Below are 23410 nucleotides of genomic sequence, written 5' to 3'. Positions count from 1 at the left end.
GCGCACATTCTAACTAATTTATTACAAAAAAGCTCGCGCAATCGTTTGGCATCTCAAAAATAATTATGAAAATTGCCATTTGAGCCTGAAAAGTAACGAAAAGGTTAATTGTGGCAGTAACGAAAAATCAGGAAAAACTATGTTTCAGATAGGAGAGTTGGCGAAACGTTGTGGCGTGACGGCGGATACGCTGAGGTTTTATGAGAAAAACCGTCTTATTGCCCCTGCAAGTCGCAGTGAATCTGGGTATCGCCTCTATGATGAAAATAACCAAAAACAAGTGACATTCATTCTAAAATCAAAGGCGCTGGGCCTGAGCCTCGAAGAGATTAAAGAATTACTCGATATTCGGTTAGAGGCCACGCAACACAGTTGTGCGGAAGTGAAGTCGATTACCAGCGCTAAGTTGACGATGATTGATGAGAAAATTGCCGAGTTGAGCCGTATTCGAATCGCACTGAAAAAAATCAATGACGCTTGTTGTGGGCATGTGGATGATGATGCAAGCCATTGCTCGATTTTAGCTGCATTGGATTCCGAGAATACCCAGAAAGGCAGCTGTTGCGGCGATTGAGTACCGATATAAAAAAAGCCCAACTTACTGAGTAAGCTGGGCTTTAAATTTCTATACGTCAGAACGATTAGTTCATGCCGTATTTTTTAAGTTTCTTGCGAAGAGTACCGCGGTTGATACCCATCATAGTTGCTGCGCGAGTTTGGTTACCGCGAGTGTACTGCATGATGGTGTCTAGTAGTGGCTGTTCAACTTCAGCTAATACTAGTTCGTATAACTCGCTGACTTCTTGACCGTTTAATTGAGCAAGGTAGTTTTTCAATGATGCTTTCACTGAATCACGTAGTGGTTTCTGCGTGATTTGGTCTTGTGATGTTACTGTAGTCACTGTCAATGCTTCTGAAGTCAGATTTTGTTCGAACATATTCGGTCTAGCTCTTCTCGTAATTATGGTGCAACGTTATCAAAATAACCTTCTAACGCCTCAAGCTGCAGATCACCTGCTTCGAGTGCGTTGAAGGTACGGCGAAACTCACTCGCTTGTTCGTGTTCTTTTAGGTACCAGCCCACATGCTTACGAGCAATGCGCGGGCCTAAAAACTCTCCATAAAACTCATGCAGAGCGTGAACATGACCAAGCATGATGTCCTTCACTTCCGAAGTTGGGAGTGGGTCCATCGTGGTGCCGTTTTCCAAATAGTGGTGGATTTCCTGGAAAATCCAAGGACGTCCTTGGGCAGGGCGGCCAATCATCAAAGCGTCAGCACCGGTGTACTCCAGCACAAACTTCGCTTTCTCTGGGCTATCGATATCACCGTTAGCGATAACCGGTATAGAGACAGCTTGTTTCGCCGCTTTAATGTGTTTGTATTCGGCCTCACCTTTGTACATACAAGCGCGAGTTCTCCCGTGAAGGGCAAGCGCTTGAATGCCGCAGTTTTCGGCTATTTTAGCGATTTGGACACAGTTTCTGTTATCTGTGTCCCAGCCTGTACGAGTTTTTAACGTTACTGGAACGTCAACCGCATTTACTACAGCCTTCAAGATCTCTTCAATAAGATCTGGGTATTGCAGTAGTGCGGAGCCCGCAAGCTTCTTATTCACTTTTTTGGCTGGACAACCCATGTTGATATCGATGATTTGAGCACCGTTCTCAACGTTGAATTGCGCAGCTTCGGCCATAAGCTGTGGATCTGCACCAGCGATTTGTACTGAACGAATGCCCGATTCGCCTTCATGTACCATACGCTGCTGAGACTTTGACGTTTTCCAAACCTTTGGATTGGAGGACATCATTTCACTGACTGCCATCCCCGCTCCATAGCGAAGACACAACTCACGGAATGGTCTATCCGTTACGCCAGCCATTGGGGCGACGATTAGATTGTTCTTAAGTTGATAATTTCCGATTTTCAAAACGTCATCACAGTTCTGTACCAGCAAGGGCGCGCATTTTACGCATTTTTTTGCTGCGTGAAAAGACTAATATTTGAGCATTTACAATTTGTTTCTGTAATTTGCATAAAATTCAGTCAATTAGCGCTCAAAGTCTTGTCTAGCCTTGCTTGCGACCAGAGATTCGACACCACTCTTGCTGCTCAACAATCGGATCAATGTGAAGTTCATCACGGTAATAAGTCGCCACGTCTTCCGCTTGTGTATCTAAAACACCCGACATCGCAAGTACACCGTCTTCTTTTACTAGACCTTTAATGATGCCTGAAAGTTCGCGTAGTGGACCGGCAAGGATGTTAGCAACGACAACATCAGCAATCAGACCTTCTGGCTGATCTTGAGGCAGGTATACTTCTAATTGGTCAGCAACGCCATTGCGCTCGGCATTGTCTTTTGATGCAAGCAGAGCTTGAGGATCAATGTCGATCCCGACAACTTTTGCTGCGCCTAGTTTGATCGCTGCGATCGCTAGGATGCCAGAGCCACAACCGAAGTCGATCACTGTTTTACCTGATAGATCTAAGCCCTCTAGCCACTCTAAGCAAAGCGCTGTTGTTGGGTGAGTACCTGTACCAAACGCTAGACCTGGGTCAAGCATTACATTGACTGCGTCTGGCTCTGGGATGTCACGCCAGCTTGGGCAGATCCATAGACGCTCACCGAATTTCATTGGGTGGAAGTTGTCCATCCATTCACGTTCCCAGTCTTTATCTTCGATCTGCTCGACTTTGTGAGCGAAATCAGCAGGGAACATGTTGCTCGCTTTAATTTGCGCTAGAACGGCGCTGGTATCAATTTCAGCGTCGTATAGAGCGAGGATATCCGTATCGCCCCAAAGTCGAGTCTCACCCGGCAGAGGCTCAAATACAGGGGTATCTTGTGCATCAAGGAAAGTGACAGAAAGAGCGCCAGTCTCTTCCATCAACATGTCGCCAATCTGTTCGGCATTTTCGTTGGTCGCATTAAGCTTGATTTGAATCCAAGGCATGGCTGAATCTTCTATATGAGAAAAATTGGATGGCGAGTCTAGCAGAAAATATGAGCAAATTCACCAAAACCCCAAGGAATATCATGGGCGAGTGAGTGGCGTTTTTTGAATGCTTAAAAACAAAAAATGCCCACCAAAGTGAGCATTTTATTCTGTTCTTACACGAACAAATTACACAAAACTAGCTTCTATTGAAGACCAAGTTTCTTCTCAAGGTAGTGGATGTTTGCACCACCGTGTTGGAAATTCTCGTCGTTCATGATCGATTCTTGTAGAGGGATGTTCACTTTGATGCCTTCTACAATCATCTCGCCTAGAGCATTCTTCATACGAGAGATAGCTACATCGCGGTTCTCACCGTAAGTGATCAGCTTACCAATCATTGAATCGTAGTGAGGTGGTACTGTGTAGCCTGTGTAGATGTGAGAATCCCAACGTACGCCCATGCCGCCAGGTGCGTGGAAACGCTCGATCTTACCTGGTGAAGGTAGGAACTTCTCTGGATCTTCCGCGTTGATACGACACTCGATAGCGTGACCGCTGATCTTGATGTCATCTTGAGTGAAAGACAGAGGCTGACCCGCAGCAACACGCAGCTGCTCTTTGATTAGGTCAACACCGGTAACCATTTCAGTTACTGGGTGCTCTACTTGGATACGAGTGTTCATCTCGATGAAGTAGAACTCGCCGTTTTCGTATAGGAACTCAAAAGTACCTGCACCACGGTAGCCAATCTCAAGACAAGCACGAGTACAACGTTCACCAATGTACTTACGCATTTCTGCCGTGATACCTGGAGCTGGTGCTTCTTCAACAACCTTCTGGTGACGACGCTGCATAGAACAGTCACGCTCACCAAGATGGATAGCACCGCCTTGACCGTCGGCAATTACTTGTACTTCAACGTGACGTGGGTTTTCTAGGAACTTCTCCATGTAAACCATATCGTTGTTGAAACATGCTTTTGCTTCTGCACGTGTCATTGCGATCGCTTCAGTTAGCTCTTTTTCAGAACGAACTACACGCATACCACGACCACCGCCGCCACCTGATGCTTTGATGATAACTGGGTAGCCAATACGCTTAGCGTGAGCTTTGTTGGTTGCTTCATCGTTGTTCAATGGGCCGTCAGAACCGGGTACACAAGGTACGCCAGCTTTCTTCATTGCCGTGATTGCAGAAACTTTATCACCCATGATTCGGATAGTTTCAGCTTTAGGGCCTACGAAGATGAAGCCGCTTTGCTCAACTTGCTCAGCAAAATCTGCGTTTTCAGATAGGAAGCCGTAGCCTGGGTGAATAGCAACAGCGCCTGTTACCTCGGCCGCACTGATGATGCGAGGGATGTTCAGGTAGCTATCGATACCACGAGCTGGACCGATACAAATAGTTTCATCTGCAAGCAGTACGTGCTTAAGGTCGCGGTCAGCTGTTGAGTGAACAGCTACCGTTTTGATGCCTAGCTCTTTACATGCTCGCAGAATACGTAGTGCGATTTCACCACGGTTAGCGATGACTAATTTATCTAACATAATGAGGCTTCTCTATTATTCGATAATTACTAGAGCTTGATCGAACTCAACTGGTTGGCCGTCTTCAACTAGGATTGCAGTTACAACACCAGATTTGTCCGCTTCGATTTGGTTCATCATCTTCATTGCTTCAACGATACATAGTGTATCGCCAGCGTTAACTTGTTGACCTACTTTAACGAATGGTTTTGCGTCTGGGCTTGGTGCGCTGTAGAAAGTACCAACCATTGGAGAAAGAACTTGGTGACCAGTTACTGCCGCTGGAGCTTCAGCTGCTTCTGGTGCCGCCGCAGGAGCAGGGGCCGCTGCAGGAGCTGGTGCCGCTACAGGTGCAGGCGCTGCTGCGTAGTGAACTGGTGCTGCTGCAGGAGCTGTGCTGTTACGGCTGATGCGTACTGACTCTTCACCTTCAGAGATTTCTAGTTCTGCGATACCAGACTCTTCAACCAATTCGATCAGCTTTTTGATTTTGCGAATATCCATCGTTTCTTTCTCTTATTTGTTAATGAACCATGCTCTATGACTGGAGCTGGTTTCTATTAGTTCGGTTATGTTCGTTACTTTGACTGAAGCTTGTTAATCGCAGCGGTCAAAGCAAATTGGTAGCCTTGTGCACCCAAACCACAAATTACCCCTTCGGCTTTGTCTGAGAGGTATGAGTGGTGCCTAAATGGTTCACGTGCGTGAACATTAGAAAGGTGCACTTCAATAAATGGGATTGCTACACCAAGCAATGCATCGCGTAGTGCCACACTGGTGTGTGTGAACGCCGCTGGATTGATAATAATAAAATCAATACTTTGAAATGCACTGTGAATGGCTTCAATGAGTTCGTACTCACGATTTGATTGTAAGTGAGACAGCTCAACGTCCTGCGTTTTCGCTTGCTCTTTCAGACCATCAATTATCTGGTCAAGTGTTTGAGAACCGTAATGTGCCGGCTCTCTTAGGCCCAACAGGTTAAGGTTTGGGCCATTTAAAACTAGAATGCGAAACTTTGTAGACATCGTGGGGCTATCTTCCTTTATCATGACGATGAGTGTGAATGTCCCATTTTATTTACAAATCATGCCGTTTTGCTAGCGCTAAAACGACCGATTTTAAAAATTAGAACCAGATTATAGCTAATTCAGCGCAAATCGCAGCAATTTACTGGTCTAATCTCCTAATGTAATGGGGCATAATTGTTACCAAGTTAACAAAAAATGGGAGAGGCCTTAATTCCAGGGAGGATATTTGAGATCGAGATCAGGCATAAAAAAACCGCCACACAAGTGACGGTTTGAAGGTGGGGTGTTTTAAACATATCAGATAAACATGCCCAGCTAGGACCGTTTATCCTCGGCTTTATGCCAGCTCAGCTTGTTCTGCGATGAGCTTGTCAACCACACTTGGGTCGGCAAGTGTTGAAGTGTCGCCGAGGTTACCTGTATCGCCTGTTGCAATCTTACGCAGGATACGACGCATGATCTTACCAGAACGTGTTTTTGGTAGAGAGTCTGTCCAGTGTAGTACGTCTGGTGTCGCAATTGGACCAATCTCTTTACGTACCCAATCTTTCACCTCTTTATGAAGCTCAGCCGTTGGGAATTCACCGTCGTTTAGGGTGATGTAAGCGTAGATCGCTTGGCCTTTAATGTCGTGAGGGATGCCCACAATTGCAGCCTCAGCAATCTTGTCGAATGCAACCAGCGCCGATTCAATCTCTGCCGTACCCATACGGTGACCTGATACGTTTAACACGTCATCCACACGACCTGTGATCCAGTAGTAGCCATCTTCATCACGACGAGCACCATCACTGGTGAAGTACATGCCTTTGAAGGTTGAGAAGTAAGTCTGCTCGAAGCGCTCATGGTCACCATAAACAGTTCGCATTTGACCTGGCCAAGAATCTAGAATCACTAGGTTGCCGTCGGTCGCGCCTTCGATGATGTTACCCATGTTATCGACTAGTGCAGGTTGAACGCCAAAGAATGGGCGAGTCGCAGAACCTGGTTTTAGATCCGTTGCACCCGGTAGAGGAGCGATCAAGATACCGCCCGTTTCGGTTTGCCACCATGTATCAACAATCGGTGAGTTCTCGTTACCAATCGTTTTGTAGTACCACTCCCACGCTTCTGGGTTAATGGGTTCACCTACCGAGCCCATAATACGCAGACTGCTACGAGTTGTGCCTTCAACCGCTTCGTTACCTTTCGCCATCAGAGCGCGAATCGCTGTTGGAGCCGTGTATAGAATGTTTACTTGGTGCTTATCAACCACTTCGCTCATTCGGCTAGTATTTGGGTAGTTTGGCACGCCTTCAAATAGGATTGTTTTAGCGCCGTTAGCCAGTGGTCCGTAGATTAGGTATGTGTGACCCGTGATCCAACCCACATCCGCAGTACACCAGAAGGTTTCGCCTTCTTGGTAGTCAAATACGTACTTGAACGTCATTGCAGCATAAACTAAGTAACCACCGGTTGTGTGTAGAACACCTTTAGGTTTACCTGTTGAACCTGATGTGTAGAGAATGAATAGAGGGTCTTCTGCTTTCATCTCTTCTGGTGGGCACTCAGAAGATACGTTTGCTGTTGCTTCATGCCACCATACATCACGATGCTCGTGCCAATCAATGTCGCCACCAGTGCGTTTCATGACGATAACTTTTTGAATGGTTTTTACTTCTGGGTTGGTCAGAGCTTCATCGACATTTTTCTTAAGAGGAACGGCACGGCCGCCACGAACACCTTCATCAGCGGTGATCACGACTTTAGAGTCAGAATCGATGATACGACCTGACAGTGCTTCTGGTGAGAAGCCACCAAACACTACAGTGTGAACGGCACCGATACGTGTACAAGCGAGCATTGCAACCGCCGCCTCTGGCACCATTGGCATGTATAGACACACAACGTCGCCTTTTCGCACACCTTGTTCTTTGAGGGCGTTAGAAAATTCACACACTTCTTTGTGCAGCTCTTTGAAAGTCAGCGTCTTATCGTCAGCAGGGTCATCACCTTCCCAAATGATAGCGACTTCATCACCGCGCTCAGCCAGGTGGCGGTCAATACAGTTCGCAGATACGTTGAGCGTACCGTCTTCAAACCAGCGAATGTCGATGTGGCCAGGGTCAAATGACGTGCTTTTCACTTGGGTGAAAGGCTTAATCCAATCTACGATTTTTCCATGCTCGCCCCAGAAACCTTCAGGGTCAGAAACAGATTGTTGGTACATGGCTAGGTAAGTGTCATTATCCGCGTGCGTATTTGCTTTGATGTTTTCTTTTACCGGATAAACGTGGGCTTCACTCATTGCATCTCTCCTTGTGCCTACATTCCTAATGAATTGGCAACTTCCTTTAAGTTCAGTTTCTAAGTCAAGTTAGTGGACTGTTGTTGTGTTATCACTGTCGGTTAGCAGAGCCATTTCCACAATTAGACTTTAGGATGAGAAGCGTGTTTCTACTTAAAAAATAGCGAGTTAAGTGCTTTTTTGAGAGTTAGATCGTTTCATTTATCCGTAATGGTTGAATTACGAATAAGAAGAGTTGAAACGCGGCAGAGCACCGTGTTGTAGGCGTACAAAAATCAGTGCAGCCGAGATAGCGTCTTGTAATGCATCATGTTTATTGGTGGGCAGCGGCAGGTCGAGTTGGCGACAGATGGTATCAAGACTTAGATCGAAATAGGCATTAGGCAGGTGCTTTTCGAGCTTTTCTTGATAGAGCTGGCTCACTTCTACTAATGGATTAGGTAGAGGGAAACCAAAGTGTTTTAAGCACGCTTTATCGAGAATTTTTTTGTCATAGCGGATGTGGTAACCCACCAAAGGTCGATTGCCGATGAAGTCGAGCAGTGCACTGATGGCCTGTTTCTCTTCGACCCCGTGTTTGAGGTCTTGGTGGCGGATTCGATGGATTTTGATTGAGTTAGAATCTAACGATTGAGGTGCTCTTAGCCTGACCTCAAATGGCTGACTGGTGATGATCCGGTTACCAATGATTTTGGTGGCCGCAATGGACACCAGTTCCGCCTGATTTGGGTCGAGGCTGGTGGTTTCACAATCGAGCGACACCAACTCTTGTCCTGAATTGGTGGTAAAGAGATCCTGATAGGGCGATCCTTTGAGCTTTCGATACCAGTAATAGCGCACTAATCGGTTCATGGTGATCTAGTCCCTAATTTGGTAGTGATAACCCAACCATTGCTTAAACTTTTTCACGACGTGCAAGCTGTGTCTTAGTAGGTCTCGGTCTGCGCGTTCCATGAGTTTTACGTCGAGTTTATTGCTGTTGTGCTGCTGCGATAAACGTTGTGATAGACGCCATTTGAAGAACTGTTTGAGCGCTTCGCTGAGGTTGTCTGCCGTGCTTTGTTCAAGAACATTCTTTTGCACCAGTGCGTCGATGCGTTCGAAGGTGTTGTTGACACGGATTCCGTGCTCAAGGCTGAGGGCTCTTACGCCATGAACGATAGGGAATATCCCCCCTTGTTTGATGTCTAACCCCGACTTTGATGTTTTCACATTGCCAAACAGAGATAGCGGTACAGAGAAGCTGAGAGCGGGGCGGCAGAACTCTGTGAGTATCAGCTCTTGTCCCACCATTAAATCTCTCAAGTGCTCTTTAACGGGTTGCAGTAGATCTCGATTGCCCGCTACTGCATGGGCGTCTGCCATAATGGCGATGTCCATGACCGTATCGGGAGTCGCCTTTTTCACCCATTGCGAAAGTGTTTCCTTCCAGCCTTGTTGTGAGTGCACCCATTTCGGATTGTTCACCATCACATTGCCTGGACAGAGCGGGTAGCCTAACTGCTGCAGGGTATGAGTCAGCTCTTCCATGACCTCTTCACAGTGATGCCACTCTAAACCGTCTTGAATAATCAGCGCGTTGTCTTGGTCTGTTTTGAGTATCTGTTCTCCGCGTCCCTCTGAACCGAGCACAATCAGACAGCAGTGGTTTTGCAGTGCAGGAGGCAAAATCAGTTCAAAAGCTTTTTCGATAATTTGCTCGTTAACCGCAGAGATCAGTTCCATGATAAAGCGTGTTCGAATGCCATTGTTGATTAAGCTCTCAACCAATTGACGCTGTTTGTTGGAGGCCATCGCTAACTCTTCGATGCTGGTGGCACGAGCTATTCGCAGAGTCAGTACATGAGAGTGGGTTGAGAATGCACTCAATATTTGTGTCATATCGAGCATGCCGACTGCTTCTTGCCCATCACAAACCATCAAGCGTTTTACCCGATTACGCGTCATATTAATCATGGCGTTAAACAGAAAATCACCATCATTAACATGCAAAACTGGGAAGGTTGCTATCTCACCCACAGGGGCATCAAGAGGATAATCCTCAAGCATCACAGCGTGCAATAAGTTGGTTCGTGTGACGATAGAATAGGGTAAGGTACATGATGATCCAAAAGCTTTTGGATCATCATGGGCTAAATGAACTAAAGCCGAGTCGAGCCCTTGTTCTTTAAGGGTTTTGGTTACTTCATTGATAGGTTGATTAGGCTCGAGGATCAGAGGTGGGTGATAAATCGAATCGTCGACTTTGGTTAAGATAAATTCAGCCAAATTTTGCTGCTGTTTAGCGGCTTCTATGAGTTCTTTACGCTTGGCGAGGTTGTTATCAAAGTAGGCCGCAAACTGGCCATTGGCATTGTAGAGCTCAAGGAACACGTCGGTCGGAAGCAGATAGCTGAGGGTATCTTCTAGCGCGATGTATTGGTGTTTAGTGCGAGGTTCAAATTGGCTGCGTACATCAAAGATATCGTCGTTCGCATAGTGGGCGTAAATTTCCCCATCTTGGCTAGCACGCTCCTCCACAGCACCTTTGATTAAAATATGCAGATGGCGGCTTGGACGATCCGCTTCGAGAATGGTTTCTTGAGCACGATAGTAAACCACGTCGAGCGCAGAACGCAGGGTCAGTTGTTCAGCCTCAGATAAGCTATCGAAGGGTGGGTGCTGCATATTAAATTTATCAGGCATAAGCGTCGCAGATAGAGTGAAGAACCTAAAGTTAAGTCTGACAAAAACTCACTGAAGCTCCAGACGACTTTAGTCTAAACGTGTAATTTTGATGCTGGATGCAGTCATAGATAACACGGAAACTCAAAGCAGCAATTATTCCCTTTTTCATATGACTCTGGAGAGGCATAATCTCCGCTGCCTCTCTGCAATCGTTTTTATAGGTATATATATGTTTAACCCTTCCCCTTATGGGTGGATATCTCAGTATTTCATTGGTTTCTTTTTCGCTTACGGTGTGTATCTGCCGTTTTGGGCATTATGGTTTGAAGACCAAGGGGTTTCAGCAGGCGATATCGGTGTGTTGATCGGTGTAGGTTTTGCGACGCGATGTGTGGCGAACCTCTTGATTACACCACGTGTACATAAAGCGGAGCACTTAATGCCTGCGCTGCGCTGGCTCAGTTTAGCGGCGTTGATTTTTGTAGCGTTTCATTTCTTTACCGGTGGTAGCTTCCTACTAATGCTGCTAGCGACCATCTTGTTTAACCTCTGTTGTGGGCCAGTGGTTCCGTTATCCGACGCCATGGCTAACTACTACAGCCGACTTAAGGTGTTGGATTACGGCCGCACACGACTCTGGGGGTCGATTGCGTTTATTGCTGGTTCGACGGTAGTTGGTTATCTGGTCGCGCAATTTGGCACTGATATGATCTTGTATACGGCATTAGCAGGTGTGTTTGTCTCTTTGATTCTGGCAATGAGAAACCCGAATTTGATGCCAGTGACGCAATCTGAACAACATCAAGTGCGTCCGAAGTTGGGGGCCTTGATGCGTGAGCGCTCGGTCGTGAAGTTCCTTGCCTTAATGGCGCTGCTGCAGGGCAGTCACGCTGCTTACTACAGTTTTAGCGCGATTTATTGGAAAGAAGCGGGTCACTCTGAAGCCATCATTGGCTATTTATGGAGTTTAGGGGTAGTTGCTGAAGTGGGGGTGTTTGCTTTAAGTAAACGACTTTTCTCTGGCATGGCGCTTAGAACATTATTTGTTATTGCTGCGCTGGGCGTGATTGCACGTTGGGGTATCACCGCATCAACAACCGATATTTTGGGGCTAGTACTCGTGCAGTTGCTGCATGGTGTGACGTTCGCGATGGCGCATATTGCGGCGATCCAATACATCCAATCGGAAGAAGAGAATAAGATGGTGGCATTGCAAGCTCTTTATAATGCGATCCCACTTGGTGCCTTTATCGCGTTGATGACTACTTTAAGTGGTTGGGGTTATGAGCTGTGGGGCGCAAATATTTTCTGGGTGATGGCGGCAATGGGTGTATTTGCTCTGTTTATTAAACTTGATGAGCGCAGTTCAGTAGTTGATGTCGAATTGGACGTGACTCCAGCTAAAGCAGAGAATTAGAGTCTAAAGCACAGAAATTAATCGACCTGATTGTGTTGATTACTCTTAGCGAGTTAAATGAAACCTCTCCCTTATGGAGAGGTTTTTTTATGGAAGAAAAGGGTTCGCAATGCAAGGATGGATCGTAATCCCCGTCTCACTCGCCTATTTAGGCGTGCTGTTTTTAATTGCTTGGTATGGAGATCGACAAACGCGTTGGTTATCGCGTTGGCGACCTTGGATCTATAGTCTGTCTATTGCAGTTTACTGTACCTCGTGGACCTTCTACGGCACCGTGGGTCAAGCCAGTAATAACCCTTGGTCTTTTCTTCCTATCTATATCGCCCCAATTCTTGTTTTTACTTTGTGTTGGCGGATATTGGCGCGGCTGATTGTTATAGCCAAGCGTGAACATATCACCTCGATTGCCGACTTCATTGCAGCTCGTTATGGCAAGTCACAAGGACTTGCGGTTACTGTGACGATTATCGCTGTAGTGGGGATTCTGCCTTACATAGCGCTGCAGTTGCGTGGCATCACTATGGGCCTCGATATCGTTGCTCCGAGCCTGGCGCAAGACTTTGGCTATCAGGATTACCATGTTTCTTGGTTTGTGGTGGGGGCTTTGGCCATCTTCACGATGTTGTTTGGTACGCGTCATATCGATAACACAGAACACCACCGTGGAATGATGATGGCGGTCGCGTTTGAGTCGATCGTCAAGCTGGTGGCTTTCTTAATTGTTGGGCTGTTTATCATCTACCTTGCGACCAGTAGCGATAAGATTGATCTGCTTGAGGTCGCTGCGCAGACTTATGAATCCCCTAACATTCCCACTCTTATTATCCATACTGTGCTGACGATGTTGGCAATTGTGTGTCTGCCAAGGCAGTTCCATACTATGGTGGTTGAGAATGAAAGGCCGCAAGATCTGCATACAGCGCGCTGGCTCTTCCCTGTTTATCTGATCTTGATGGGACTATTTGTACTGCCGATTGCTTGGGCAGGGCAAGGGCTACTCACGGGTATGCCTGCTGATACCTATGTGATTAGCCTGCCAATGGCAGAAGGGGCGAACAACATTGCTTTGCTGGCCTTTTTAGGCGGTACGTCCGCCGCAAGTGGTATGGTGATCGTTTCAACCATCGCACTGGCGATCATGGTTTCCAATGATCTGGTGATGCCGTTATTGCTGCGTCGGATGCGACTCACACAGAGAACCCATCGACACTTCTCCGGGTTGTTACTGGTGATTCGTCGTGCGCTTATCTTGCTGTTGCTACTGGGGGCGTGGGGTTTTTATCAAGCATTAGATAGTATCCACTCACTCTCTGCGATAGGTTTTCTCTCGTTTGCCGCGATTGCACAGTTTGCACCAGCCCTGATTGGTGGCATGTACTGGCGTTTGGGTAACCGCAAAGGTGTTTATGTTGGTCTTTTATTCGGTTCTATTATTTGGTTGATTACTTTGATGAGCCAAACCAGCATGCTGGCGGGTGACCAAGAGAGTAACCTGTTGCTATGGCTTATCACGCCACCTGACCTATTAGCTCACTGGGATGTGAGCAGTTCTAACTGGGGGATTGTGCTCAGTATTACCGTGAATACGTTCTGGTATGTGGTGGTATCCCTGTCGACAAGGCCAAGCCTAAGTGAGCGCTTACAATCAGCGGCATTTGTTGGCGCACCTCTGCCTGAAAACGAGAACATGAGCCTTTACCAGAGTCGTGTGACAGTCGCTGAGCTAGAGATGCTCGCCTCACGCTTTGTAGGACGTAAGCGAGCGAAAAGTGCTTTTCAGGCGTATTGGCAGCAGCAAGGTCAGCCATTACTTCCCAATCAACAATCACCGGCCAGTTTGATTCGACATGCTGAACGTGTACTGGCTGGGGTATTCGGTGCTTCCTCTGCTAAGTTAGTACTTACTTCGGCTCTGCAGGGCAGGAATATGCAGCTAGAGGAGGTCGCGACCATCGTTGATGAGGCTTCTGAGCTGTATGATTTTAGCCGTGGCTTACTACAAGGCGCGATTGAACATATCGGCCAGGGCATTGCGGTTGTCGACCAACAGCTCCGTTTAGTAGCGTGGAACCAGCGTTATCTTGAGTTGTTCGTGTTCCCTAGTGGATTGATTCAAGTCGGTAGGCCGATTGCCGATGTGATTCGACATAATGCGGAACAAGGCTTATGCGGACCTGGCGATCCAGAGGACCATGTTAAACGGCGTATCTTCCACCTTGAACAAGGCACTCGCCATACCTCTTCGCGTGTGAGGCCGGATGGTCGCGTAATCGAAGTGCAAGGCAACCCGATGCCAAGTGGTGGGTTTGTGATGAGCTTTACCGATATTACGGTGTTTAGGCAAGCGGAGCAGGCGTTAAAAGATGCCAATGAGAGTCTAGAATCTCGAGTTCATGAGCGCACCCAAGAGCTCGAAAAACTCAATCAGCGTTTGGTGAAGGCCACTCAAGTATCAGAACAAGAATCCAAATCTAAATCGCGCTTCTTGGCGGCAGTGAGCCACGATTTGATGCAGCCATTGAATGCGGCACGCTTATTCGCTTCTTCGTTGTCAGAGGTTGCGAAAGAGCAAGAGGTTAAGCAGCTCTCTTCGCATATCGAGAGTGCACTTGGTGCGGCAGAGGACTTGATTGGTGATCTACTTGATATCTCGCGTCTGGAGTCGGGCAAGCTCGAAACCAACGTTCATGGTTTTGCTATCAATGATGTTTTGTCTAACCTCAACGCAGAATTTAGCGCCTTGGCTGGGCAGCAGAATATCGATTTCCATATGGTGCCCTCATCGCTGTTTATTCAGTCTGACCCGAAACTGCTGCGTCGTGTTATTCAGAACTTTTTGACCAATGGATTTCGCTACAACCCAAATGGTAAAGTGCTTTTGGGTGCGCGGCGTGTGGGCGATCGTGTGCGTATTGATGTGTGGGATAACGGCACGGGTATTGATGAAGATAAACAGCAAGAGATCTTTGAAGAGTTTACTCGAGGGAGTCAAGTACGCTCAGATCAAGGTTTAGGGCTTGGCTTAGCGATATCAAAAGGGATCGCACATGTTCTAGGGCATGAAATTTCGATGCGTTCTTGGCCGGACGAAGGCAGCGTATTCTCAATTACCTTGCCACGAGCTGAGAAGGTGGTTGCGATACCACAAGTAACGACAACGACCGTCAACAGTGAGATTGCGCAACTGAAAATCCTGTGTGTGGATAACGAGAGCGACATTCTTGTTGGTATGGAGAAGCTGATTGGTCGTTGGGGGTGCGATGTCAGAACTGCGGTTGACTTGGTCGAGAGCTTGAAGTGTCTGGAAGGCGGTTGGCAGCCAGATGTGATCTTCTCGGATTATCGACTCGATAATGGGCGCACTGGCCTGGAAGTTCTGCAGCAGTGTCGCTTGAGATTGGGTGCTAATTTCGAAGGGGTTATTATCAGTGCTGATCGTACCGATGACATGCTAGCGGCGATCAAAGCGCATGGTTTCAGTTTTATTGCTAAGCCAGTTAAGCCGCTCAAGTTAAGAGCCGTGCTCAATCGCGTCGCTTAATTAGTATTTGGATCATGGTAGGCAAAAAGCGAAGCCAACGTTGGCTTCGCTTTTTATTGGGCAGGATTAGCCGGCAATTCCGCCTTTCGTCAGCTGGCTTGGGTTCAATAAGCTCGCCAACTCTTCACGTGGAATATCGGTTTCACGCTCTGCAACATCTAAAATTGGTAGACCTTCTTTATACGCCTTTTTGGCGATGTCTGCGGCTTTCAGGTAACCGATAACTGGGTTGAGCGCCGTTACTAGAATTGGGTTCTTCGCTAAGGCTTCATCAAGGTTATCTTGACGAACGGTGAAGGTAGCTACGGCTTTATCCGCCAGTGCCACCGAACTGTTGCTCAGTAGTTCGATGCTTTCAAGCACGTTGTGCGCGATGACAGGTAGCATCACATTGAGTTGGAAGTTGCCAGATTGACCTGCGACTGTGATGGTGGTGTCGTTACCAATCACTTGCGCTGCCGCCATTGCTGCTGCTTCTGGAATCACAGGGTTTACTTTGCCTGGCATGATAGAAGAGCCAGGCTGCAGAGCTTGCAGTTCAATCTCGCCAAGACCAGCCAGTGGGCCAGAGTTCATCCAGCGAAGATCGTTTGCGATCTTCATGATCGCAACTGCTGCTGTTTTAAGCTGTCCAGATAGTGCGATGATCGCATCTTGGCTGCTGAGATTGAAGAAGAAATTTTCGCTCGAACTGAATTGCAGTTTCGTTGTTTGAGATAGGTTGTGCGCGAAGACGTCTGCAAACCTTGGATCGGCGTTGATCCCGGTTCCGACGGCTGTTCCACCTTGAGCGAGTGCTTTTACAGCCTCCAAACTCGACTCAATGCCTTGTTTTGCATGGTCAATTTGGAATTTCCAACCTCCTAATTCCTGAGCGAGAGTGATCGGCATGGCATCCATTAGGTGAGTGCGACCTGTTTTCACCACATCGGCAACCTGCATCTGCTTGGTTGCTAACACATCGGATAGGTGAGTAAGGGCAGGAAGCAGCTGTTTCTCTACCGTTAGTGCCACGCTGACTTGAATTGCTGTCGGCACAACATCGTTACTGCTTTGCCCCATATTCACATGGTCATTCGGACTAACGTCGCCTTGAAGTGCACGTGAAGCCAGCGTTGCGATAACCTCATTGGCATTCATGTTCGAGCTGGTACCTGAACCCGTTTGATAGACATCGACAGGGAAGTGTTCAAGGTGTTGGCCATCGATGATCTCTTGGCTCGCATCGATAATTGCATGAGCAATATCGCCCTCAAGAAGACCCAATTGTGCATTGGTGTTAGCGGCTGCTTGTTTGATGAAAGCGAGTGCTTGAATGAAGCTTGCTGGCATCGTGTGCGAACTGAAAGAGAAGTTATCAGCGGCACGCTGTGTTTGTGCTTGGTAAAGTGCATTGGCTGGCACTTTTACTTCACCCATGCTGTCTTTTTCGATTCGAAATTCTTGGGTCATGCTGGATCCTTGTTAGCCAAGTGGAGCTTGGACTTGCTGTAGAGTTTGTTGGAGCGGTAAATACTTCTGTTTACCGTTTGGTTGTTGGTAGTAATGGCGCTTTAAACAAAATAGAGGCGTGTGGATCAAATCAAGGCATACGCGGCGAAATGTCGGGCTGCGCTGCGGTGACTCAATGGCCTCTATTAAGTGAAAGAACAACTGACGAAGAAACAGCTCGCATAACAAAATGTTTTCATGCTCACTATCTTTTTCATACTGAAGCGCAAGCTCTAGACTGCAGTCAATATAGCTTTGGACTGTTGACGGCTCATAGCCCTCAACCACATCGGAAGCGAGAAAACGATCTTGTGCTTTGTAAAACGTAGAATAGATAAGTTGCTGTTGCTGCATTAATCTCTCACCATCGTTAAATAGATGTTAATGATAATTATTATCAAATAAGATTATTAAAAACAACCTTTTATTTTCATAAATGGCGGGACGAAAAGAAAAAGCCGATACACGATGTATCGGCTTTCTGAGAATCAGTGCTTAATCCCTACAATGTAAGCACTGATTCATTTTAGTCTCTTTTGAGATTTTTGCTTAGTGGTCGTGAGCTGCACCAGCACCTTTAGGGTAACGGATGTTCTCAACCATCTCTTGTACATCTTGTGGTACTTCAGCTGTCACCTTGTTCACAGCGATAGATACTACGAAGTTCAGACACATACCTAGTGTACCAATACCCTCTGGGCTGATACCAAACCACCAGTTGTCTGGCGTGCTTGCTGCTGGGTTGATGAACTTGAAGTAGATGATGTATGACGCTGTGAATAGGATACCCGCCAACATACCTGCAATTGCGCCTTCCTTGTTCATCTTCTTGTAGAAGATACCTAGGATAATCGCTGGGAAGAAGGATGCTGCGGCTAAGCCGAATGCAAACGCTACTACCTGTGCTACGAAGCCTGGTGGGTTAATACCTAAGTAACCTGCACCAATAATCGCAACCATTGCTGCCAGACGTGCGGCTAATAGCTCTTGCTTGTCGGTCATGTTTGGTCTGAAGCCTTTCTTCAACAAGTCATGTGAGATGGATGTTGAGATTACCAGTAGTAGACCTGCTGCTGTTGATAGTGCGGCTGCTAGGCCACCGGCTGCCAGTAGTGCTACAACCCAGTTAGGTAGTTTCGCAAGCTCTGGAGAAGCCAGTACGATAATGTCACGGTTGATCTTCATCTCGTTGCGCTCATCGCCCGAGTAGAACATCTTGCCATCGCCATTTTTGTCTTCCCAGCCTACTAGACCAGTGCTTTCCCAGTTTTTGTACCAGCTTGGTGCTTCTGCTGCTGGAACACCTTGCATGTCAGGACCGTTGATTGTCTCAATCATGTTTACACGAGCAAACGCCGCTACACCTGGTGCTGTTGTGTAAAGTAGAGAAATAAACAGTAGCGCCCAACCTGCTGAGATACGCGCATCACGTACTTTTGGTACTGTGAAGAAACGGATGATTACGTGTGGTAGACCTGCAGTACCCACCATTAGAGCTGCACAGATGAAGAATACATCCACCATGCTCTTATTGCCTTCGGTATAGGCGGTAAACCCGAGCTCTTCGGTCAGCCCATCCAATTTATCGAGTAGGTAAACGTCCGTCCCTGAAATGGTTGAACCCATACCGATTTGTGGAAGCGGGTTCCCTGTCATCATGATTGAGGTAAAGATAGCTGGCACAAGGAAAGCGAAAATGAGGACACAGAATTGAGCTACCTGCGTATAAGTGATGCCTTTCATGCCGCCAAGTACTGCGTAGAAGAACACAATACCCATACCGATGATGATACCTAGGTTGATATCAACCTCTAGGAAACGTGAGAATACAACGCCTACACCACGCATCTGGCCTGCAACGTACGTGAATGATACGAAGATCGCACAGAATACCGCTACCATACGCGCTGTTTTCGAGTAGTAACGCTCACCGATGAAATCAGGAACCGTAAACTGACCGAACTTACGTAGGTAAGGGGCTAAACAGAGTGCAAGTAGTACATAGCCACCTGTCCAACCCATTAGATATACCGCACCGTCGTAACCCACGAATGAGATGATACCTGCCATTGAGATGAATGATGCTGCTGACATCCAGTCCGCGGCTGTTGCCATACCATTTGCGACAGGGTGTACACCACCGCCTGCAACGTAGAACTCACTGGTTGAGCCTGCACGAGCCCAGATTGCGATGCCGATATACAGTGCGAAAGTGATACCGACGAGAATAAACGTCCAAGTTTGAATATCCATGTTCTAAACCTCTAGTCTTCCTGTACGTTGTATTTCTTGTCGAGCGCATTCATGCGCACTACGTAAATAAAGATTAAGGCGACAAAGGTGTAGATCGACCCTTGTTGAGCGAACCAAAACCCTAGCTTGAAACCGCCCAGTTGTACGGTGTTAAGCGCGTCGACAAATAAGATGCCAGCGCCGTAAGAGACTGCAAACCAGATAGCAAGCAGAGTCCCCATTATTCCCAAGTTTTCCTTCCAATAGGCTTGAGCATGTTCTGTTGATTCGAACGCCATTGCCTTCTCCTTTATTCCGTTTCCATAGAATGTTGTTGTGTTAACGTAATGTTACGATTTGAAATGTAGCAAGGATAAGTCAAGGGATCTGTGCAACTTTAGTCGCGGCAGATTTGTTGTTAAGTTTTTGTTTTATATGGCTTGGTGCGCTTTTTGATTTAAAAGTGTGATGTTAAAATGTTGTTAAATTAGCCAAAAGTCTAACGAAATGTCGATTTTTGATGAGATAAAACTCGCAGGGAGACCAAGTTTATTTTTTGAGCAAGGTTTAGCGTTTTGAAGGAGTGTTTGGGTAGGTGAGGTCAGGGAGTAGGATTATACCAATCGTAGTAAATAATTGCTCACCCTAGCTTGTTAAAATGCTCGATAACTGCGTTAGAATTTTTGATTGTAGAATAACTACTTATCGAAAAATTCTGCCTTGTTATCAAACCTTTTTCCTGCGCTATTTTTGATCACTTATTTACTGTGATTGGTATTACTCTCAGCCAAGCAGAGGCTGAGAGCAACATCTTTTAAAGCTGGTAAGACTTATAGATAGAAGTCTTTGATGCCCATCAGAAGGTTATTTACAGCAACCGCCGCCAGAATCAAACCCATGACACGGCTAATGATTGCGGCTCCGACATTACCAATCACCTTCTGAATCTTAGTGGCGCCCAGTAGCAGCAGCAAGGTGATAACAAGCACCAACACCATAACCCCTGCGGTAATGCTCTGGTCGATCAGTGAGTAGCGGTGATTGTCGGTCAACATCACAATCGCCATCATGGCCCCAGGTGAGGCAATAGAAGGGATTGCCAGTGGGTAGACTGCGAGGTCGGAAAGCTGCTTACTGCACACTTCTTCTGAAATTTTCTGTTCTTGCTCTGGCTTGCTCTCACCAAAGATCATTGTTAACGCGAACAACAGCAGTACCAGTCCACCGGCAGCTTGGAAGGCGGGCAGTGGGATCTGCATCGCTTCAAGGAGCAGTTGGCCTGCGATAAGGAAAAAGAGTAGCACTCCGGTTGCGATTGCGACCGCTTTCAGGGCGACAGCACGGCGCTGTTTTAGTGTGAGACGCTGTGTTTGAGATAAATAGACAGGGACAGAGCCAATAGGATCGATGACCGCCCAAAGAACAACAAACTGAGTAATGATGATACTAGTAAGCAAGGAGAATCTCCCAGAGTTAATGACAGAGGGATAAAGGCCGCTAACTGCAGCCTTTCAATTATAACGGCTATTATTCCTTTTGAGTCATCACTGTGTGAGATGTTTCGAATGTAGTTTAACTTTCAGTTTCCATTTGTTGTAACAAGATCACTGCTTGGGTTCGGTTTTTCACTTCCAGTTTGCGGAAGATAGCGGTCATATGGGCTTTAATAGTTGCTTCGGAAACATTGAGTTCGTAAGCAATTTGTTTGTTGAGTAGACCATCAGAGAGCATACCCAATACCTTGTATTGCTGGGGTGTTAGAGTGGCAATCTTTTCTGCGAGATCACTGCAAGCAGCGTTATTGGTGATCAAGCCTTCAGGGAAGAATGGGTCGCCGTTCAAGACTTGATTGAGAGCACTCACCAGCTCACGCATATCACTCGATTTAGGGATAAAGCCAAACGCACCATGGCTCTTCACCTGAGTCACAACGCTGGCATCTTCGCTGGCAGAGATAACTACAATGGGTAAATCAGGGTACTCAGCACGTAACTGAATAAGACCGGACATGCCGTTGGCCCCCGGCATTTTGAGGTCGAGCAGCAGCAGGTCTGGTTCATCTTCTTTTTTGAGAAGTGTTAGTAGGGCATCCAGAGAGTCCGCCTCTAGAAGGTTCGCGCCACTGATCGCCATGTGCACTGACTGAAACAAGGCGTTACGAAACAGAGGGTGGTCATCAGCAATGATGATGGTATAGGTCGAGTCCATGACGTTCATACTTTTAACAATTTAGTTAACATTTATTATTGTCCTGATTGACTATGCGGACAATATTTATGCACTAAAAGTCTGAAGCATATCCACTTTTGCTGAGAGGTGAGGATGGAAAGGTTTTATAAATATGTAAAAGCCACGTTTCAGTTCTCATTTGAGAAAGAAAACGTGGCTTGTATTTTATCAACGTAGTGCAGTTATAGTTGGTGGCTTTGCATGTGTTGCAAGAAGGTCTCAGCGTTCATAAAACCGGTAACACGGGCATTTGGAATATGGTTACCCTGACCGTCCCAAAACTCAATGGTTGGCAACCCCAGTACCTGCATTTGCTTAAGCAGTTCAATATCTTGAGGTAAGTTTTTAGTGACATCAGCTTGTAGCAGAACAAAACCAGAAAGCTTATTTTCAACATCGGCTTGATGGAAGGTGTACTTCTCAAACTCTTTACATGCCACACACCAGTCGGCGTAGAAATCGAGCATCACTGGCTTACCTAACTTCTTCGCCTCGATAAGCTGGATCTCTAGCTCTTCAACGGTATTGATACGAGCAAACTCAATTTGATCAGTCTGCTCGACACTCTTTTCTGCAAACCAGTAATTTAGAGCCGGTTGAGCCGATGCGAACAGTCCAAGCATAGCAATGATACCGACTGCGCTCTGTTTCCAACCACCAAACGGCAGAGAGTTTTTGCTGTGATACAGCCAACCAAAAGCGATAAAGCCAAGTGCAGACCATAATACGGTTGCCCATAGCTCTGGCAAAATACGCTCTAATAGGAAGATAGGCGCTGCCAGTAGAATAAAACCAAACACGATTTTGACCTTATCCATCCAACTGCCAGCTTTTGGTAGTAACTTATTGCCGAATACAGCGACGAGCATCAGCGGGATACCCATGCCCATTGCCAATGCATACAGAGCAATACCACCGGTAAATAAGTCACCACTTTGTGCCACGTAAAGCAGAGCACCAGATAGCGGAGCGGTAGTACATGGTGAGCACACCAAACCGGAGATCGCTCCCATCGCAAACACACCTAGGGTATTGCCACCTTGCTGCTTGTTGCTCTGATTATTGAGCCAAGTTTGAACACTGCTTGGAAGTTGTAGGTTGTAGACGCCAAACATCGACAGTGCCAATGCGACGAACAGAATACTCAAGCCAATCAGCACATAAGGGTGCTGCATCGCCGCTTGGAACTGCATACCCGCCGATGCTACCACAAGACCAAGTAAGGTGTAGGTGAGCGCCATACCTTGTACATAAATGAACGACAACATCAAAGCTCGGCCTTGGCTTAGCTTACCGCCACCCAACACAATGCCAGTCAGAATAGGGTACATAGGTAGAACACATGGCGTGAAGGCAAGGCCAACACCAAGAGCTAAGAACAGCAGCGGCGTCCACCAACTGTCACTGAGCTGTTCAGCAAGCCCGGCTTCTTTTGAAACTGGAGCCACGCTGCGCTCTTCTGCGATAGGTGTCGAAGTTGGTTGTGCTGATACCTCCGTCTTAGCTGAGGTACTGGCTGTATTCGTCGCGGCATCTGCCGACGGCGTGAATGGCTCGATGTCAATGACACGAATTTCAGGTGGGTAACAGAAACCCGCTTTGGCACAGCCCTGGTACTTAACGATAAGCTGCGAGCCATCTTGGTAGCTCTGCAGTGGGACTTGCACAAACAGCGGTTGGGTATAAATGCTCACCTTACCGAAAAATTCATCTTGGTATGGTTGTCCGTTTTCCATCTCTACCGTGCCGATAGCGAGATTTTGACCTGTAAAATCAAGACTGTGTTGATAGAGGTAGTAGCCCTCTTTTACTTGCCAGTCGATAAGGATTTTATCGTCTTGCTGGTAGTAATTAAAAGGGAATGCCTGATCAACAGGAACAAAGCTATTGGCTGAGTCGAGTTCAAGTCTTTGGTCGTTATTGCCAAAGAGAGCATAGGCTGAATGGGACAAACTAAGCAGTCCAACACACAGCGTGATGAGAAATGCGCGCATAAGTGAAGTCATCTTGATTAAGTTAACAGCGATATTAACTTAATCAGACCTTA

19 protein-coding genes are annotated in these 23410 nt (G+C 46.9%); 3 read left to right on the top strand and 16 right to left on the bottom strand.

The window, feature by feature from the left end; genetic code table 11:
• The first annotated feature begins 139 nt into the window (after positions 1 to 139).
• A complete protein-coding gene (zntR, locus tag AC6I7V_RS12960; protein WP_261903276.1) occupies positions 140 to 574 on the top strand; it encodes a Zn(2+)-responsive transcriptional regulator in 435 nt (144 codons plus the stop codon).
• Between the two features lie 67 nt (positions 575 to 641).
• Here the strand turns inward: zntR and fis are convergent, their stop codons facing one another.
• The 9 genes from fis to AC6I7V_RS12915 form a co-directional block, all read right to left on the bottom strand.
• A complete protein-coding gene (fis, locus tag AC6I7V_RS12955) occupies positions 642 to 938 on the bottom strand; it encodes a DNA-binding transcriptional regulator Fis (protein WP_004729744.1) in 297 nt (98 codons plus the stop codon).
• A 23-nt stretch (positions 939 to 961) separates the two neighbouring features.
• Positions 962 to 1930 carry a tRNA dihydrouridine synthase DusB gene (dusB, locus tag AC6I7V_RS12950; RefSeq protein ID WP_172974252.1) on the bottom strand — a complete coding sequence of 323 codons (969 nt, stop codon included), beginning with the start codon at positions 1928 to 1930 and terminating at the stop codon, positions 962 to 964.
• Between the two features lie 139 nt (positions 1931 to 2069).
• A complete protein-coding gene (gene prmA / locus AC6I7V_RS12945) occupies positions 2070 to 2957 on the bottom strand; it encodes a 50S ribosomal protein L11 methyltransferase (RefSeq protein WP_255229694.1) in 888 nt (295 codons plus the stop codon).
• Positions 2958 to 3145: 188 nt separating this feature from the next.
• Positions 3146 to 4489 carry an acetyl-CoA carboxylase biotin carboxylase subunit gene (gene accC, locus AC6I7V_RS12940; RefSeq protein WP_255229695.1) on the bottom strand — a complete coding sequence of 448 codons (1344 nt, stop codon included), beginning with the start codon at positions 4487 to 4489 and terminating at the stop codon, positions 3146 to 3148.
• Between the two features lie 15 nt (positions 4490 to 4504).
• A complete protein-coding gene (gene accB, locus AC6I7V_RS12935) occupies positions 4505 to 4972 on the bottom strand; it encodes an acetyl-CoA carboxylase biotin carboxyl carrier protein (RefSeq protein ID WP_255229696.1) in 468 nt (155 codons plus the stop codon).
• 74 nt (positions 4973 to 5046) lie between these two features.
• On the bottom strand, positions 5047 to 5496 hold the full coding sequence (aroQ, locus tag AC6I7V_RS12930) for a type II 3-dehydroquinate dehydratase (RefSeq protein ID WP_255229697.1): 450 nt from the start codon (positions 5494 to 5496) through the stop codon (positions 5047 to 5049).
• Between the two features lie 340 nt (positions 5497 to 5836).
• Entirely contained in the window at positions 5837 to 7786 is a 1950-nt protein-coding gene (acs, locus tag AC6I7V_RS12925; protein WP_255229699.1) for an acetate--CoA ligase, read from the bottom strand.
• A 219-nt stretch (positions 7787 to 8005) separates the two neighbouring features.
• Complete coding sequence (locus tag AC6I7V_RS12920; protein ID WP_255229700.1) at positions 8006 to 8638, bottom strand: 3'-5' exonuclease; 633 nt, start codon at positions 8636 to 8638, stop codon at positions 8006 to 8008.
• A gap of 6 nt (positions 8639 to 8644) precedes the next feature.
• Positions 8645 to 10471 carry a DUF294 nucleotidyltransferase-like domain-containing protein gene (locus AC6I7V_RS12915; protein WP_498010998.1) on the bottom strand — a complete coding sequence of 609 codons (1827 nt, stop codon included), beginning with the start codon at positions 10469 to 10471 and terminating at the stop codon, positions 8645 to 8647.
• Positions 10472 to 10682: 211 nt separating this feature from the next.
• On the opposite strand from AC6I7V_RS12915, the gene AC6I7V_RS12910 reads away from it, so the two are divergent.
• Both AC6I7V_RS12910 and AC6I7V_RS12905 read left to right on the top strand, forming a co-directional pair.
• The gene (locus AC6I7V_RS12910) at positions 10683 to 11870 is read left to right on the top strand and encodes a 3-phenylpropionate MFS transporter (protein WP_498010997.1); all 1188 of its coding nucleotides are present in this window, start codon (positions 10683 to 10685) and stop codon (positions 11868 to 11870) included.
• Positions 11871 to 11979: 109 nt separating this feature from the next.
• Positions 11980 to 15411, top strand: coding sequence for a hybrid sensor histidine kinase/response regulator (locus tag AC6I7V_RS12905; RefSeq protein WP_498010996.1), 3432 nt, complete (start codon positions 11980 to 11982; stop codon positions 15409 to 15411).
• Between the two features lie 66 nt (positions 15412 to 15477).
• On the opposite strand, the gene AC6I7V_RS12900 is transcribed toward AC6I7V_RS12905, so the two are convergent.
• The 7 genes from AC6I7V_RS12900 to AC6I7V_RS12870 all read right to left on the bottom strand — a co-directional run bounded on the left by AC6I7V_RS12900 (position 15478) and on the right by AC6I7V_RS12870 (position 23357).
• Complete coding sequence (locus AC6I7V_RS12900) at positions 15478 to 16863, bottom strand: class II fumarate hydratase (RefSeq protein ID WP_498010995.1); 1386 nt, start codon at positions 16861 to 16863, stop codon at positions 15478 to 15480.
• Positions 16864 to 16875: 12 nt separating this feature from the next.
• Positions 16876 to 17256: a hypothetical protein gene (locus tag AC6I7V_RS12895; RefSeq protein ID WP_372066536.1), complete on the bottom strand. Its 381-nt coding sequence runs from the start codon at positions 17254 to 17256 to the stop codon at positions 16876 to 16878.
• A 195-nt stretch (positions 17257 to 17451) separates the two neighbouring features.
• Positions 17452 to 19155 carry a sodium:solute symporter family protein gene (locus AC6I7V_RS12890; protein ID WP_032549943.1) on the bottom strand — a complete coding sequence of 568 codons (1704 nt, stop codon included), beginning with the start codon at positions 19153 to 19155 and terminating at the stop codon, positions 17452 to 17454.
• A gap of 11 nt (positions 19156 to 19166) precedes the next feature.
• A complete protein-coding gene (locus tag AC6I7V_RS12885) occupies positions 19167 to 19433 on the bottom strand; it encodes a DUF4212 domain-containing protein (RefSeq protein ID WP_239841950.1) in 267 nt (88 codons plus the stop codon).
• Positions 19434 to 19964: 531 nt separating this feature from the next.
• Complete coding sequence (locus AC6I7V_RS12880) at positions 19965 to 20591, bottom strand: MarC family protein (protein WP_498010994.1); 627 nt, start codon at positions 20589 to 20591, stop codon at positions 19965 to 19967.
• Between the two features lie 115 nt (positions 20592 to 20706).
• Positions 20707 to 21342: a response regulator transcription factor gene (locus AC6I7V_RS12875; RefSeq protein ID WP_255229710.1), complete on the bottom strand. Its 636-nt coding sequence runs from the start codon at positions 21340 to 21342 to the stop codon at positions 20707 to 20709.
• Between the two features lie 203 nt (positions 21343 to 21545).
• A complete protein-coding gene (locus tag AC6I7V_RS12870; RefSeq protein WP_498010993.1) occupies positions 21546 to 23357 on the bottom strand; it encodes a protein-disulfide reductase DsbD in 1812 nt (603 codons plus the stop codon).
• Between the last annotated feature and the right edge of the window lie 53 nt (positions 23358 to 23410).

It is taken from the genome of Vibrio sp. KUL70 (assembly GCF_059725515.1).
This window is presented reverse-complemented; position numbering and strand designations above follow the sequence as displayed.